The following is a 15,185-nucleotide window of genomic DNA, read 5'->3' on the forward strand; positions in this document are numbered from 1 at the left end:
GCTCACATCACTTTCAGCCGTTACGACTCAACCACTGTTCAGCCAGCATCCGGGCTTTGCTATCTGCGGCAAATACCGCTTCCAATTCGTCGACGGCCACAACGGGCTCGCTGTTCAATACGTCTTCGATAATACGCGCGATCTGCGGATAACGGATTCGCCCGTCCAAAAAGGCGGCCACGGCAACCTCGTTTGCCGCATTGAGCATCGCTGGCGCGCTATTGCCCGCCATGGCAGCCTCGCGAGCCAGACGCAAACAAGGGAAGCGTTGCTCGTCAGGGCGCTGGAAGTCCAGCCGCGCCACTGCAAACAGGTCCAACGGCGCAACACCCGAGTCAATCCGCTCAGGCCAGGCCAGGGCATTGGCAATCGGCGTACGCATATCGGGGTTGCCCAACTGGGCCAGCACCGAGCCATCCACATAATCGACCAGCGAGTGAATCACGCTTTGCGGATGGATCACCACCTCGACCTGTTCCGGGCGTGCATCAAACAGCCAGCAGGCCTCGATCAGCTCCAGGCCTTTGTTCATCATGCTGGCCGAATCTACCGAAATCTTGCGCCCCATCGACCAATTGGGATGAGCACAGGCTTGATCCGGCGTGACGTATTCAAGCTCTGCCAGCGGCGTCTCACGGAATGGACCACCAGAGGCTGTCAGCAAAATCCGACGAACACCGACATTACCCAGGCCACGGGAAAAGTCCCGGGGCAAGCACTGGAAAATCGCGTTGTGTTCGCTGTCGATGGGCAGCAATACCGAACCGCTGCGACGCACGGCCTGCATAAACAGGTCGCCGGTCATCACCAACGCTTCTTTGTTGGCCAGCAGGATCTTCTTGCCGGCATTGACCGCCGCCAGTGTCGGGCGCAGGCCTGCGGCACCGACAATTGCCGCCATCACCGAATCCACTTCAGGAGCCGACGAAACCTGACACAAGCCCTCCTCACCTACCAACACCTCGGTATTGAGCCCGGCTGCGCGCAAATCCGCCTGTAACTGGCTGGCAGCACGCTCATCCGGCACCACGGCAACCTGCGGCCGGTGCTTGATGCACAAGGCCAGCAGTTCGGCGAGACGGCTGTAGCCTGTCAGGGCAAAGGCCTGATAGCGGTCAGGGTGACGCGCAATAACATCCAGGGTGCTCAGGCCAATGGAACCCGTAGCCCCCAGAACAGTAATCTGTTGTGGACGGTTCATGAAGCCGCCATCCACAGCAATACAGCAAATACCGGGATCGCCGCCGTCAGGCTGTCGATACGATCCAGTACACCACCATGGCCCGGCAGCAGGTTACTGCTGTCTTTGACCCCGGCCTGGCGTTTGAACATGCTTTCCGTGAGGTCGCCCACCACCGAAATCAGGACGATCACAGCAGCGCCCAGCAGTGCAACAAACATCTGCGAAGCGCTCCAGTCACGCACTATACCCACGACCGCGGTGATCAGCAGGCTGAGCAACAGACCGCCAAATACACCTTCCCAGCTTTTGCCCGGGCTGACCTTGGGGGCAAGCTTGCGCTTGCCGAATTTGCGCCCGGAAAAATAGGCACCAATATCTGCGCCCCATACCAGAACCATCACCGCCATGATCAGCCAGTTGCCCAGCGGCATCGCCTTGATCAGGACCAGACCTTGCCAGGCCGGCAGCAGGATCAACAGACCGATCACCAGCCTGGCCGCCATACTCGACCAGTGCGCAGCCGATTGCGGAAAGGTCAGCACCAGAAAGGTCGCTGTCGCCCACCACAACACCGCCGCGCCCAGCACCCAGGGCGCCAGATCGGGGAATATATGCAGCCCCAACAGCAGCGCGGCCACTACTACAGCAAACAGCACCCGTGCACCTTGCGCCTCAAAGCCGGCAAGACGCGCCCACTCCCAGGCACCCAGGGTCACGACCAGGCCAATAAACAGCGCAAAGCCGCTGCCCTCGAGCAGGAAAAAGCCACACAAGGCAATTGGGAGCAAGATAAGTGCAGTGATGATTCTTTGTTTAAGCATTAAATCCGGGCTCCAGCCTCAACCTGCTCGCTCGTTTTACCGAAGCGGCGCTGGCGAGAAGCGAAATCAGCCAATGCGTGCTGCATGGCCTCGTGTTTGAAGTCCGGCCAGAACAGGTCGGAGAAGTACAACTCGGAATAGGCCAGCTGCCACAGCAAGAAATTGCTGATGCGGTGCTCGCCACCGGTGCGGATACACAGATCGGGCAATGGCAGATCACCCGTTACCAGACAGGTTTGCAGCAAACCCGGAGTGATATCCTCCGGCTGCAAGTGCCCTGTCTGGACTTGACGCGCCAACTGCTGCGCGGCCTGCGCGATATCCCACTGGCCACCGTAATTGGCGGCAATCTGCAAGACAAAGCGGCCTTCGCCCACTGTCATTGCTTCCGCTTCACGCATCGCCTTTTGCAAATCGGGATGAAAGCGCGAGCGGTCGCCAATGATCCGCAGGCTGATCTCGTTTTCGTTGAGGCGCTTGGCCTCACGACGCAGCGCCCTGAAAAACAGGTCCATCAAGGCACTGACTTCAGCGGCGGGCCGCTGCCAGTTTTCACTGGAAAACGCGAACAGGGTCAGTACCTCGACCCCGGCTCCGGCACACACTTCAATGACCGCGCGAACTGCATCCACACCCGCTTTATGCCCGGCAACACCTGGCAGAAAGCGTTTTTTTGCCCAGCGATTATTACCGTCCATGATGATCGCGACATGTCGCGGAACAGATGACGGGTCAGCCTGCTTCGTCTTTTCCATAAAACGCCCTGACCCTTATACGGCCATCAGGTCCGCTTCTTTCTGCTTGGTGGCAACTTCGATATCCGCCACGGCCTTGTCGGTCAGCTTCTGGATATCATCAGCAGCACGACGCTCTTCGTCTTCGCTGATTTCCTTTTCCTTGACCAGGTCTTTCAATTGGCTCAAGGCGTCGCGACGGATATTGCGCACGGCAATACGGGCATCTTCAGCTGCATCACGGGCCTGCTTGGCGAAAACCTTGCGGGTTTCTTCAGTCAGGGCCGGCATGGAGATCAGCAGCAGCTCACCCAGGTTGGTCGGGTTCAGGTTCAGACCGGCGCTCTGGATGGCCTTGTCGACTGCGCCCAGCATGTTGCGCTCGAACGCTACAACTTGAAGGGTGCGGGAGTCTTTGACGGTGATGTTGGCGACCTGGCTGATCGGAGTATCCGAGCCATAGTAAGGCACCATCACGCTGCCCAGAATGCTCGGGTGAGCCTTGCCGGTACGGATCTGGCCAAATGCATGGGCCAGGGATTCCAGCGACTTCTGCATACGCGTTTGAGCGTCTTTCTTGATTTCGTTGATCATTGTTGACCTTCCTCGATCAGAGTACCTTCAGCGCCGCCATGGACAATATTAAGCAGGGCGCCGGGCTTGTTCATATTAAATACACGCAATGGCATTTTGTGGTCGCGGCACAGACAGATGGCCGTCAGGTCCATAACACCCAGTTTGCGATCCAGTACTTCATCGTAAGTCAGATGATCGAACTTCTCGGCATGCGGGTCTTTGAATGGATCTGCGGTGTACACGCCGTCAACCTTGGTTGCCTTGAGCACGACATCAGCGTCGATTTCAATGGCACGCAAGCATGCTGCCGAATCCGTCGTGAAGAAAGGATTACCGGTGCCTGCAGCGAAAATCACCACATCCTTGGCATTCAGGTGGCGCATGGCCTTGCGACGATCGTAATGATCGGTCACACCAACCATGGAAATGGCCGACATAACGATGGCGGAGATATTCGCACGTTCCAGCGCATCGCGCATGGCCAGGGCGTTCATCACGGTAGCCAGCATGCCCATATGGTCGCCAGTCACACGATCCATACCGGCGGCGCTCAATGCAGCACCACGGAACAGGTTGCCACCACCAATCACCAGTCCTACCTGAACGCCGATGCCGACCAGTTGGCCCACTTCCAGCGCCATGCGGTCGAGCACCTTGGGATCGATCCCGAACTCTTCAGAGCCCATCAGGGCTTCGCCGCTTAGCTTGAGTAGAATGCGTTTATAGCGAGCTTGATAACCACTGCCCTGCTGAGCCATTGCGAATCTCTCCTGCCGCGTTTTATAGATAATCTGTGCGAGGTCATTTTTCAACCCGCGCTTGTTCTAGCTGTGGCACTGCACAGCAGCACCATCGGAACACGATTTTGCAAACCGGTTCCGCCGAGAAGGAAAAATCCCCTCCCATTTGAAAAGAGGCTGCGCGCGTGAGCGGGCAGCCTCTTCGGGTCGACAGTTTAGAACCGTCTTATTGCTTGCTTGCAGCCACTTGAGCAGCAACTTCAGCAGCGAAGTCGTCAACTGGCTTCTCGATGCCATCACCTACTTTGAAGTAAGTGAAGGAAACGATTTCAGCGCCGGCTTTCTTGGCCAGATCGCCGACCTTGATTTCCGGGTTCTTGACGAACGCTTGCTCAACCAGGCTGGCTTCAGCCAGGAACTTGCTGATACGACCGGCAACCATTTTTTCAACGATTTCGGCTGGCTTGCCTTTGATCTTGTCTTCGTTGAGGCTCATGAACACGGTTTTTTCGCGTTCGATAGCATCAGCGGAAACTTGCGATGGCAGCAGGAACTCAGGGTTGCTTGCAGCTACGTGCATGGCGATGTCACGAGCCAGCTCGGCGTTGCCGCCTTTCAGAGCTACAACAACACCGATCTTGTTGCCGTGCAGGTAAGCATCAACAACGTCACCTTCGATGCGGGCCAGACGACGGATGTTGACGTTCTCGCCTACTTTACCAACCAGAACCAGACGATCAGCTTCTTGAGCAGCGATCAGCGGAGCTGCGTCGGTCAGTTTGTCAGCGAACGCTTTTTCAACGCTGTCAGCAACGAATTTTTTGAAGTCGTCTTGCAGAGCCAGGAAGTCGGTTTGCGAGTTGACTTCAAGAATTACAGCCGACTTGTTGTCGTCTGCAACTTTAACTGCGATAGCGCCTTCAGCAGCAACGTTACCTGCTTTTTTGGCTGCCTTGATGGCGCCCGAAGCACGCATGTCATCAATGGCTTTTTCGATGTCGCCGCCAGCCTTGGTCAAGGCTTTCTTGCAGTCCATCATGCCTTCGCCAGTACGCTCACGCAGTTCTTTAACCAACGCTGCAGTAATCTCTGCCATTTCAAAATTCCTCTTGGATAGGTTTTCAACCATTCCACCCGACCGAACGGGCGTTCAATTCGTTTGAAGCGCACCCCGAATCAACCGTGCAGGTCGCCATCTGATACAGATACAACAAACAGGGTTACAACAAATGGATTTCGAGGTGGCAAAAAGGGGGCCAAGCCCCCTTTTTGCGTACTGAGTAAACGCTAGGCGTTAATTACTCAGCCTTCAACTACCGCTGCAGCTGGAGCTTCTTCGACGAAAACGTCGGTGCCGCCAGCAACGTGGTTACGGCCTTTGATCACAGCATCAGCCATCGCACCCATGTACAGCTGGATAGCGCGGATTGCGTCATCGTTACCCGGGATGATGTAGTCAACACCTTCTGGGCTGCTGTTGGTATCGACAACGCCGATTACCGGGATACCCAACTTGTTAGCTTCGGTGATCGCGATACGCTCGTGGTCAACGTCGATAACGAACAGAGCGTCTGGCAGACCGCCCATGTCCTTGATACCACCCAGGCTACGATCCAGCTTCTGCAGATCGCGAGTGCGCATCAGCGCCTCTTTCTTGGTCAGCTTGGCGAAAGTACCGTCTTCTGCCTGGATTTCAAGGTCACGCAGACGCTTGATCGAAGCACGAATGGTTTTGAAGTTGGTGAGCATGCCGCCCAACCAGCGGTGATCCACGTACGGCGAACCGCAACGTGCTGCTTCTTCAGCAACGATCTTGCCAGCGGAACGCTTGGTGCCGACGAACAGAATCTTGTTTTTGCCCTGGGCCAGGCGCTCAACGAAAGTCAGAGCTTCGTTGAACATTGGCAGGGTTTTTTCAAGGTTGATGATGTGGATCTTGTTACGCGCGCCAAAGATGTATTTACCCATCTTCGGGTTCCAGTAACGGGTTTGGTGACCGAAGTGCACACCGGCCTTCAGCATATCGCGCATGTTGACTTGGGACATGATAGTTCCTTAATAAGTCGGGTTAGGCCTCCACGTATCCCAACGACCAACCAGCAGCTTCAAAGCTGAAGGCACCCAGGTCATCGTGTCGACACGTGTGTGGGTTTGTGCTCTGCGGGCTATACCCGCAAAGCGGCGCATTTTATACCACAAGATGCATTAAAAACGAAGTGTGAATTCAGACTTTATTGCTAAAGCGTTGCCCTGCAAGGGCTTACGCCTGGCTTGCTCTTGCTTCTTGTCCAACAATACCACTTCCACCAGCAAAATATTCCAAACACCGAGCAAGCCCATAACAGCGTCGGAGCGAGACGGCCGCATGGCAGGGCCAAGACCTTCTGGGGCCTTCCAAAAAAAGACACGTTGTAAGAGCAACCCTTAATTTCAGCTATATGCAGATGCCGGATATATACGCAGTGGATCAGTGTTGTTACGACACCAATAGATCAAAAATAACGAGATCAAAATAACGCGCCTGTCGCCAATCAGGCGCGTGCTGCTTCAGTGCGTTACCAGCGTATCCAGCGACTTGTCGACATACCCCTTGGCCAGCTCCACCAAATGCATAGTCGACAACACCAGATCGCGCGCAGGCCCGCTCAAGCCATTCCCCGCCTCGTTCGCGCAGGCACCCGCACAGCGCAACAAGTCTGACGCCTGGGCCAGGGCCGCTTCTGAATTGACACTGTGCGGGATGGCAAACAGGGCCGCGCCCAAAGGGCGAACTGGCTTATGGCCTTGCAGGTAGTAATTGAGCGCACGCTCGGTGGCGGCACGGTCCAGCAACGGGGCGTTACCGTCAGCAGCATCGAGGGATAAAACAGGTGGATCGGGGGTGATCTTTTTCATGGTTGAAACTCCGTATTTACTAAAGGAGCAACCACTTATCGCGACTAAACGAATGGGTGGCAGCCGTACGCAGGTTAGTCGACCGGAGTACACGGAAAACCCGGCGCACCACAAGGGTGCCCTGCGCACGGCCACCATAAAACGCAGACCGAAAAAAAGCGCCTCGTTACGGTGGCGCCTTGCGCCGTGTACCAAACCGGGCGACTAAACCCGACCGCTGATTTGCAGCGATGGGCCGAGACTATTCCCCGATTTTAAGCGGCGCAAGCCAGCTGGATTTTCTAGGATGCTTCACGGGAATGAAAGCGAAACGTCGTACGAAACCACTGATATTAGAGGCCGGCCACGGCCTTGTAGTCGCTGTCTAGGAACGAAGGCTGCGTTCGGCTTGGTGCGCCACTGCGACGCAGCAGTCGTAAACCCTGAGAACCTGGTTTAACTGACACAACGCGCTGTCTGATTTTGCGACGACTTCGTCGGAGTGCCGCATCACGCCGAACGCAGCCTTCGTTCCTCGTCAGCTGCTACAGAAATTGCGCAGTACGCGCGAACCGAACAGGCCGGCCGGTCGGCCGCCTCGGGGCGCAGTGCTTTTGATCTGCCTGCCCTCCCGGGAGGCCGAGAGGAGGTTCTGCGGAGTGGGTCGACCGGCATGGATGCCGGGAGAGCCGCGATGGGCCATGGATGGCCCGTGGCGGCGGGCCCACGGAGCAGAGCCGGAGCGAGGGAACCTGAGCGCAGCGAAGGCCGTACGATGGGGCGAGGACCTTTTGGTTCCTTTTGGGTCCCTCCAAAAGGGACTCGACGTAAGGTCGAAACCATAGTCTCAGTTAGACACAAATGCTGGATATGTACGCGCAATGCCATTTAAAACTACCGAGTACATACCTATTCGGCCTCACGAAGGGCGAAAAAATCAAAAGCGCGGGCTTCGGCCGCTTACCTTATTCGCGCGGGGCCTTGGAATAGAACCAGGATGCTCCTATCTATTAATAGAAGCGATGGCTACAGGCCCACGACTAACGCCGACCGTCTGTTAGAATCGTACTTTTATGACGGCGTGCCGCGATTCACAGCACGCCCGCAATCCTGATGATGAGCGCCAACGCGCGAAGAGAGCCCGAATGACCGTCACCCTCAAAACCCCAGAGGACATCGCAAAAATGCGTATCGCCGGCAAACTGGCCGCCGAAGTCCTGGAAATGATCGCCGAGTACGTAAAACCCGGCGTCACCACTGAAGAGCTGGATCGCATCTGCCATGACTATATCGTCAATGTGCAAAAGGCCATCCCTGCCCCGCTCAACTATAAAGGCTTTCCCAAGTCGATCTGCACCTCGATCAATCACGTGGTATGCCACGGCATCCCGGGCGACAAGGTATTGAAGGACGGCGACACCCTGAACATCGACGTCACCGTGATCAAGGACGGCTACCACGGCGACACCAGCCGCATGTTCCACGTCGGCAAGGTTCCGGTATGGGCCGAGCGCCTGTCGCAAGTGACCCAGGAATGCATGTACAAGGCTATCGAAATCGTTAAACCGGGCTGCCGCCTGGGCGATATCGGCGAAGTGATCCAGAAGCACGCTGAAAAGAACGGTTTTTCTGTAGTACGCGAGTTCTGCGGCCACGGTATCGGCAAGGTATTCCACGAAGAGCCGCAGATCCTGCACTACGGCCGCGCTGGCACAGGTATGGAGCTCAAGGCCGGCATGACCTTCACCATCGAGCCGATGATCAATCAGGGCAAGGCCGACACCAAGGTGCTGGGCGACGGCTGGACCGCCATCACCAAGGACCGCAAGCTGTCTGCCCAGTGGGAACACACCCTGCTGGTCACCGACACCGGTTACGAAATTTTCACCCTGCGCAGCGATGACACCATCCCCCGCGTTTCGGCCTGAAACTTGCGTGTTTTCACCGTTTAGCCCGTAAAACCCAGCACAGGAATGCCAATCGATGCCGCAGGTGGATCCAGAACTTTTTGACCGCGGCCAGTTCCAGGCCGAGCTGGCATTAAAGGCGAGCCCCATTGCCGCTTTCAAAAAGGCGATCCGCCAGGCTCGGGAGGTACTCGACGAACGCTTCAAAAAGGGGCGTGATATTCGCCGCCTGATCGAAGACCGTGCATGGTTCGTCGACAACATCCTGCAACAGGCGTGGGACCAGTTCAGCTGGAGCGCTGAGGCCGACATCGCGCTGGTCGCCGTCGGCGGCTATGGCCGCGGCGAGTTGCACCCTTATTCCGATATCGATTTGCTGATCCTGCTGGACAACGCAGATCACGAAGTTTTCCGTGATTCCATTGAGCGTTTTCTGACACTTCTATGGGACATAGGCCTGGAAGTAGGTCAGAGCGTGCGCTCGGTGGATGAATGCGCAGAGCAGGCCCGCGCCGACCTGACCATCATCACCAACTTGATGGAAAGCCGTACCGTGGCGGGCCCCGAGCATTTGCGCCAGCGCATGCTGGACGTCACCAGCACCGCCCACATGTGGCCCAGCAAGGAGTTTTTCCTGGCCAAGCGCGCCGAGCAAAAGGCCCGCCACCACAAGTACAACGACACCGAGTACAACCTGGAGCCTAACGTCAAGGGTTCGCCCGGCGGCCTGCGCGATATCCAGACCATTTTGTGGGTAGCCCGCCGCCAGTACGGCACCCTGAATTTGCGCGCCCTTGCCGGCGAAGGCTTTCTGGTAGAAAGCGAGCACGCCCTGCTGGCCTCGTCCCAGGAATTTTTGTGGAAGGTGCGCTACGCCCTGCACATGCTTGCCGGGCGTGCCGAAGACCGTCTGCTGTTCGACCACCAGCGCAGCATCGGCGAACTGCTCGGCTTTGCCGGCGAAGACGCCAAGCAGACCATCGAAAATTTCATGCAGCAGTACTACCGGGTGGTCATGAGCATTGCCCAGCTCAGCGACCTGATCATCCAGCACTTCGAAGAAGTGATTCTCGCCCCCGAGGACGAAGCGCCACCAACCCCGTTGAACTCGCGCTTCCAGTTGCACGATGGCTATATCGAAGCCACCAGCGACCACGTGTTCAAGCGCACCCCCTTCGCCATGCTGGAAATCTTCCTGCTGATGGCACAGCACCCCGAGATCAAGGGCGTGAGGGCCGATACCATCCGCCTGCTACGCGAACATCGCTACCTGATCGACGAAGATTTCCGCAAAGACATCCGCAACACCAGCCTGTTTATCGAACTGTTCAAGTGCAAGATCGGCATCCACCGCAACCTGCGCCGGATGAACCGTTACGGCATCCTGGGCCGTTACCTGCCCGAGTTTGGTTTTATCGTCGGGCAAATGCAGCATGACCTGTTCCACATTTATACGGTCGATGCCCACACCCTGAACCTGATCAAACACCTGCGTAAACTGCAATACACCCAGGTATCGGAGAAATTCCCGCTCGCCAGCAAGTTGATGGCCAAACTGCCCAAGCCCGAGCTTATCTACCTGGCCGGGCTGTACCACGATATCGGCAAGGGCCGCCACGGCGACCATTCCGAAATCGGTGCCGTGGATGCAGAAGCGTTCTGCATACGTCATCAGTTGCCGCAGTGGGACACGCGCCTGATCGTGTGGCTGGTACAAAACCACCTGGTGATGTCCACCACCGCCCAGCGCAAGGACCTGTCCGACCCGCAGGTCATCCATGATTTTGCCCAGATTGTGGTGGACGAAACCCACCTCGACTACCTCTATGTGCTGACTGTCGCCGATATCAACGCCACCAACCCGACGCTGTGGAACTCCTGGCGCGCCAGCCTGTTGCGCCAGCTCTACACCGAGACCAAGCGTGCCTTGCGTAGAGGCCTGGAAAACCCGGTGGACCGCGAAGAACAGATCCGCCAGACGCAAAGTGCGGCGCTGGATATTCTGGTGCGCGGGGGTACCGACCAGGATGACGTGGAACAGCTCTGGTCACAGTTGGGCGACGACTATTTCCTGCGACACTCCTCTGCCGACGTGGCCCTGCATACCGAAGCCATCCTGCAGCAGCCTGCCGATGGCGGCCCGCTGGTGCTGATCAAGGAAACCACCCAGCGCGAGTTCGAGGGCGGCACGCAGATCTTCATCTATGCACCCGACCAGCACGACTTCTTCGCCGTGACAGTGGCCGCCATGGACCAGCTCAACCTGAACATCCATGACGCACGCATTATCACCTCCAGCAGTCAGTTCACCCTCGACACCTATATCGTGCTCGACAACGATGGCGGCTCGATTGGTAACAACCCGGCGCGTATCGAAAAAATCCGCAAGGGGCTGACCGAAGCCCTGCGCAACCCGGACGACTACCCGACCATCATCCAGCGCCGCGTGCCGCGCCAGCTCAAGCACTTTGCCTTTGCGCCCCAGGTCACGATCCATAACGACGCCCAGCGCCCGGTGACCGTGCTGGAGCTCAGCGCCCCCGACCGCCCGGGCCTGCTGGCTCGCATCGGAATGATCTTTCTGGAGTTTGATCTGTCGCTGCAGAACGCCAAGATTGCCACCCTGGGTGAACGCGTCGAAGACGTCTTTTTCATTACCGATGCAAACAACCAGCCGCTGTCCGACCCGCAGCTGTGCATGCGTTTGCAGGAAGCGATCGTCGAGCAACTGACGGTCAACCAGGATTCAACCCCAGAACCGTGGCGCCTGAGCATTTAACCGCCGCCGAGTGAGACCCGCACCCCATGAACAACGCTCTAAACCAGCTGCAGCCTTACCCGTTCGAAAAATTGCGCGCCCTGCTTGGCAGCGTGCAGCCCAACGCCGACAAGCGCCCGATCGCGCTGTCGATTGGCGAACCCAAGCACCGCTCGCCGGACTTCGTGGCCAAGGCACTGGCTGACAACCTCGACCAGATGGCGGTCTACCCGACCACCCTGGGCATCCCGGCGCTGCGCGAAGCTATCGCCGACTGGGCCGAGCGTCGTTTCAACGTGCCAAAAGGCTGGCTTGACCCGGCGCGCAATATCCTGCCGGTCAACGGCACCCGTGAAGCCCTGTTTGCCTTCACCCAGACCGTGGTCAACCGTGGTGACGACGCTCTGGTGGTGAGCCCGAACCCGTTCTACCAGATCTATGAAGGGGCTGCCTTCCTGGCAGGCGCTCAGCCGCACTACCTGCCGTGCCTGGCCGAGCATGGGTTCAACCCGGATTTCGACGCCGTATCCGTCGACACCTGGAAACGCTGCCAGATCCTGTTCCTGTGCTCGCCGGGTAACCCGACCGGTGCGCTGATCCCGCTTGAAACCCTGAAAAAACTGATCGCACTGGCCGACGAACACGACTTCGTGATCGCCGCAGACGAGTGCTACAGCGAGCTGTACTTCGACGAGAAGACACCACCGGTCGGCCTGCTCAGCGCCTGTGTGGCCCTGGGCCGTGAAGACTTCAAGCGTTGCGTGGTGTTCCACAGCCTGTCCAAGCGCTCCAACCTGCCGGGTTTGCGTTCCGGTTTTGTGGCCGGCGATGCCGACATCCTCAAGGCGTTCCTGCTGTACCGCACGTACCATGGCTGCGCAATGCCGGTACAAACCCAGCTGGCAAGCATTGCCGCCTGGAACGACGAAGACCACGTACGTAGCAACCGTGACCTGTATCGCGAGAAGTTTGATGCGGTGTTGGAGATTTTAACCCCGGTACTGGATGTGCAGCGCCCGGATGGCGGCTTCTACCTGTGGCCCAGGGTTGAAGGCGACGACGCCGAATTCTGCCGCGACCTGTTTGCCCAAGAGCACGTCACCGTAGTGCCGGGCTCTTATCTGTCCCGCGAAGTAGACGGTTTCAACCCCGGCGCTGGTCGCGTACGCATGGCCCTGGTTGCGCCACTGGCCGAATGCGTGGAAGCCGCCGGGCGGATCCGCGACTTTATCCAGCGCCGCGGCTAAACCGCCCCTGTGGGAGCGGGCTTGCTCGCGATGCAAGCGATGCGGTCTGCCAGACGAACCGCTGCGATGCCATCGCGAGCAAGCCCGCTCCCACATAAAGCTGGGTTATTTCACCGTTCCCAGGTTGGCCTCGCTCAAGTCCAGGTCCTTGAGGATTTCGCTCAGGGCGTCGTCGCCGATTTCGTGATGGCGGCGCAAGCTGTACAGTTCCAGCCGCTGCGCCCGCAGCGCCTTGAGCCGCAAGCGGCTTTCCAGCTGGTCCATTTGCGAAGCCAGTGCCTGGGCCTCCGCCGAGTCGTTGTACACCTCAAGCTGATGACGGTACTCAGACATGATCCGCGCCTTTAGCTCAGCCGCCAGAGCCGCCTGGGCCGCATCCTGCTGACCATCGGCCTCCACCACCTCTTCTGCTTCCAGCGCGTGAATCGCCGCTTCTGCGGTGCGCCGCCAGGCTTCGCGCACTTCTTTGCGCATGGCATCGTCCGGGCTTTTTGGAATACCGCGCAACAACACCGGCAAGGCAATGCAGGCCGCCACCAGCGATAGCAAGATCACCCCGGCAGCAATAAAGATCAGCAAATCACGCTCAGGAAAATTCAAACCCTCGCTGACCAGCAGCGGTACCGACATCACGCCCGCCAGGGTCACCGCACCGCGTACCCCGCCCACGGTCAGCAGCCAGCAGGAGCGGGCTGTCGGCACCATCGTCAGCTCGCCCTTGCCACGCCAGCGGCGCAACAGGCCGGACAGCCGCCAGATGCTCTGCACCCAGATGAAGCGCAGCGCCAGCAGCACCAGGAAAATCGCCACCACATCCAGGCAGCGATACATCAAGGTCGGCCACAGAGTCGTTTCGTGGCTGACCACCGCCTTGATGATGTCCGGCAATTGCAAGCCCAACAGCAAAAAGATCAACCCGTTGAAGGCAAACTCCAGCAGCGACCACACACTGCGATTAAGCAGGCGGGTGCTGGTCTGACGCGGCAACAGGTCCAGCCAGCTCTGCATCATCCCCGCCGCCACCGCCGACAGGATGCCCGAAGCACCCAAGCGTTCGGCCAGTACATAGGCAGCAAAAGGCAGCAGCAACATAAACACCACATGGGTGGCCGGGTCATCCCAGCCGCGGGCGATCATCCACGCGCGCAAACGCCCCACCAGCCAGCTCAGGGCGACGCCAATGGCCAGCCCGCCACAGGCCACCAAGATGAAGGTCAGGCTAGCATTGGCCAGGGAAAACACCCCGGTAATGGCAGCCACCAGGGCGAACTTGAAGGTCACCAGGCCCGTGGCGTCATTCATCAGCGCCTCGCCTTGCAGCATGTGCATCAAGGGTGCGGGCAAGCGATTCTGTGCAATGGCCGATACCGCCACCGCATCAGTGGGTGACAGTACTGCTGCCAGGGCAAATGCCACCGGCAAGGGGATGGTCGGCAACAGCCAATGGATGAAATAACCCGCACCCACCACCGTAAACAAAACCAGCCCTACTGCCAGGGTCAGAATCGGCCCGCGCAGGCGCCAGAACTCACGCTTGGGCATGCGCCAGCCATCCGAGAACAGCAGCGGCGGCAAGAACAGAAACAGGAACAGCTCAGGTTCCAGCGCCACATGCAGGCCCAGTGTCGGCCAGGCCAGTACGGCACCGGCGGCAATCTGCACCAGCGGCAAAGGCAGAGGTATGACACGCCCCAACAGACGCGAAATCCCCACCAGCATCAGCAGGATAAGGACGGTATAGGCGGTTTGCATATCAGCAGAGTTCCCGAACGATCAGTTTTAAACTAAATAAATAGCAACAATTTCCCATTGCGCTCCATAGTAGCGTCTAACCGTAAAAGCCGAGCCTGAACAAAAGTAGCAGTGCGACGACATGTCACAAGTCTGTGCCAAGCTCGCAGCCAATCACGCCCAAGGGCGCTGCGCATGGCATAATCCGCGACTGCTCATTTACCGCATCTCCAAAGGGGGGGCAATTTCCGTGACCGATTCAAGCAAGACGTTGCACCTTTTCGGCATCAAAGCCTGCGACACCATGAAAAAGGCTCGCACCTGGCTCGATGAACATGCAGTGCACTACGATTTCCATGACTACAAAAGCAGCGGCATTGACCGTGAACACCTGACCCGCTGGTGCAATGAGCACGGCTGGGAAGTGGTGCTCAACCGCGCCGGTACAACCTTTCGCAAGCTCGACGACGAACGCAAAGCCGATCTCGACCAAGCCAAAGCCATTGAACTGATGCTCGCCCAACCCTCGATGATCAAGCGCCCGGTGCTCGATCTCGGTGACAAAACCCTGATTGGCTTCAAGCCAGATCTTTATGCGGCGGCCCTTCTGTAAG

Annotated in this window: 13 protein-coding genes; 4 read left to right on the plus strand and 9 right to left on the minus strand. The window is 58.1% G+C overall.

All coding sequences use genetic code 11. The features are described from left to right. Window positions 1-13 precede the first annotated feature (13 nt). The 8 genes from ispC to ACP7BE_RS17000 all read right to left on the minus strand — a co-directional run bounded on the left by ispC (window position 14) and on the right by ACP7BE_RS17000 (window position 6,949). The gene (ispC, locus tag ACP7BE_RS16965) at window positions 14-1,201 is read right to left on the minus strand and encodes a 1-deoxy-D-xylulose-5-phosphate reductoisomerase (protein WP_426106608.1); all 1,188 of its coding nucleotides are present in this window, start codon (window positions 1,199-1,201) and stop codon (window positions 14-16) included. Further along, entirely contained in the window at window positions 1,198-2,004 is an 807-nt protein-coding gene (locus ACP7BE_RS16970; protein WP_130872020.1) for a phosphatidate cytidylyltransferase, read from the minus strand. Before ACP7BE_RS16970 ends, ispC begins: the two co-directional genes overlap by 4 nt. Then, a complete protein-coding gene (gene uppS, locus ACP7BE_RS16975) occupies window positions 2,004-2,759 on the minus strand; it encodes a polyprenyl diphosphate synthase (RefSeq protein ID WP_095001309.1) in 756 nt (251 codons plus the stop codon). The genes ACP7BE_RS16970 and uppS overlap by 1 nt, the downstream gene beginning before the upstream one ends. Before the next feature lie 15 nt (window positions 2,760-2,774). Continuing rightward, the gene (frr, locus tag ACP7BE_RS16980; RefSeq protein ID WP_016781983.1) at window positions 2,775-3,332 is read right to left on the minus strand and encodes a ribosome recycling factor; all 558 of its coding nucleotides are present in this window, start codon (window positions 3,330-3,332) and stop codon (window positions 2,775-2,777) included. After that, window positions 3,329-4,072 (minus strand): UMP kinase, encoded by a 744-nt coding sequence (gene pyrH, locus ACP7BE_RS16985; protein WP_003440426.1) that lies wholly within the window; start codon window positions 4,070-4,072, stop codon window positions 3,329-3,331. Before pyrH ends, frr begins: the two co-directional genes overlap by 4 nt. 208 nt (window positions 4,073-4,280) lie before the next feature. After that, a complete protein-coding gene (gene tsf / locus ACP7BE_RS16990; RefSeq protein WP_095001308.1) occupies window positions 4,281-5,150 on the minus strand; it encodes a translation elongation factor Ts in 870 nt (289 codons plus the stop codon). A gap of 206 nt (window positions 5,151-5,356) precedes the next feature. After that, window positions 5,357-6,100: a 30S ribosomal protein S2 gene (gene rpsB, locus ACP7BE_RS16995; RefSeq protein ID WP_016781981.1), complete on the minus strand. Its 744-nt coding sequence runs from the start codon at window positions 6,098-6,100 to the stop codon at window positions 5,357-5,359. 501 nt (window positions 6,101-6,601) lie between these two features. Next, a complete protein-coding gene (locus tag ACP7BE_RS17000; RefSeq protein ID WP_426106612.1) occupies window positions 6,602-6,949 on the minus strand; it encodes a DUF6124 family protein in 348 nt (115 codons plus the stop codon). A 1,052-nt stretch (window positions 6,950-8,001) separates the two neighbouring features. Between ACP7BE_RS17000 and map the strand changes: the two genes are divergently transcribed. The 3 genes from map to dapC are packed head-to-tail and all read left to right on the plus strand — an operon-like array spanning window position 8,002 to window position 12,840. Next, on the plus strand, window positions 8,002-8,856 hold the full coding sequence (gene map / locus ACP7BE_RS17005; protein WP_095001307.1) for a type I methionyl aminopeptidase: 855 nt from the start codon (window positions 8,002-8,004) through the stop codon (window positions 8,854-8,856). Between the two features lie 55 nt (window positions 8,857-8,911). Beyond that, window positions 8,912-11,614, plus strand: coding sequence for a [protein-PII] uridylyltransferase (locus ACP7BE_RS17010; protein ID WP_095001306.1), 2,703 nt, complete (start codon window positions 8,912-8,914; stop codon window positions 11,612-11,614). Window positions 11,615-11,640: 26 nt separating this feature from the next. Then, window positions 11,641-12,840, plus strand: coding sequence for a succinyldiaminopimelate transaminase (dapC, locus tag ACP7BE_RS17015; protein ID WP_095001305.1), 1,200 nt, complete (start codon window positions 11,641-11,643; stop codon window positions 12,838-12,840). Window positions 12,841-12,945: 105 nt separating this feature from the next. Here dapC and ACP7BE_RS17020 read toward each other — a convergent pair whose 3' ends face one another. Next, window positions 12,946-14,592 carry a Na+/H+ antiporter gene (locus tag ACP7BE_RS17020; protein ID WP_095001304.1) on the minus strand — a complete coding sequence of 549 codons (1,647 nt, stop codon included), beginning with the start codon at window positions 14,590-14,592 and terminating at the stop codon, window positions 12,946-12,948. Window positions 14,593-14,821: 229 nt separating this feature from the next. Between ACP7BE_RS17020 and ACP7BE_RS17025 the strand changes: the two genes are divergently transcribed. After that, window positions 14,822-15,184, plus strand: coding sequence for an ArsC family reductase (locus ACP7BE_RS17025; protein WP_095001396.1), 363 nt, complete (start codon window positions 14,822-14,824; stop codon window positions 15,182-15,184). Window position 15,185: the final 1 nt, after the last annotated feature.

The organism is Pseudomonas sp. TWR1-1-3 (assembly GCF_049896805.1).
GTDB lineage: Bacteria > Pseudomonadota > Gammaproteobacteria > Pseudomonadales > Pseudomonadaceae > Aquipseudomonas > Aquipseudomonas bubulae.

Coding starts and splice junctions, on each gene's coding strand:
- ispC (WP_426106608.1), bottom strand. CDS start 1,201: ATGAACCGTCCACAACAGATTACTGTTCTGGGGGCTACGGGTTCCATT.
- ACP7BE_RS16970 (WP_130872020.1), bottom strand. CDS start 2,004: ATGCTTAAACAAAGAATCATCACTGCACTTATCTTGCTCCCAATTGCC.
- uppS (WP_095001309.1), bottom strand. CDS start 2,759: ATGGAAAAGACGAAGCAGGCTGACCCGTCATCTGTTCCGCGACATGTC.
- frr (WP_016781983.1), bottom strand. CDS start 3,332: ATGATCAACGAAATCAAGAAAGACGCTCAAACGCGTATGCAGAAGTCG.
- pyrH (WP_003440426.1), bottom strand. CDS start 4,072: ATGGCTCAGCAGGGCAGTGGTTATCAAGCTCGCTATAAACGCATTCTA.
- tsf (WP_095001308.1), bottom strand. CDS start 5,150: ATGGCAGAGATTACTGCAGCGTTGGTTAAAGAACTGCGTGAGCGTACT.
- rpsB (WP_016781981.1), bottom strand. CDS start 6,100: ATGTCCCAAGTCAACATGCGCGATATGCTGAAGGCCGGTGTGCACTTC.
- ACP7BE_RS17000 (WP_426106612.1), bottom strand. CDS start 6,949: ATGAAAAAGATCACCCCCGATCCACCTGTTTTATCCCTCGATGCTGCT.
- map (WP_095001307.1), top strand. CDS start 8,002: ATGACGGCGTGCCGCGATTCACAGCACGCCCGCAATCCTGATGATGAG.
- ACP7BE_RS17010 (WP_095001306.1), top strand. CDS start 8,912: ATGCCGCAGGTGGATCCAGAACTTTTTGACCGCGGCCAGTTCCAGGCC.
- dapC (WP_095001305.1), top strand. CDS start 11,641: ATGAACAACGCTCTAAACCAGCTGCAGCCTTACCCGTTCGAAAAATTG.
- ACP7BE_RS17020 (WP_095001304.1), bottom strand. CDS start 14,592: ATGCAAACCGCCTATACCGTCCTTATCCTGCTGATGCTGGTGGGGATT.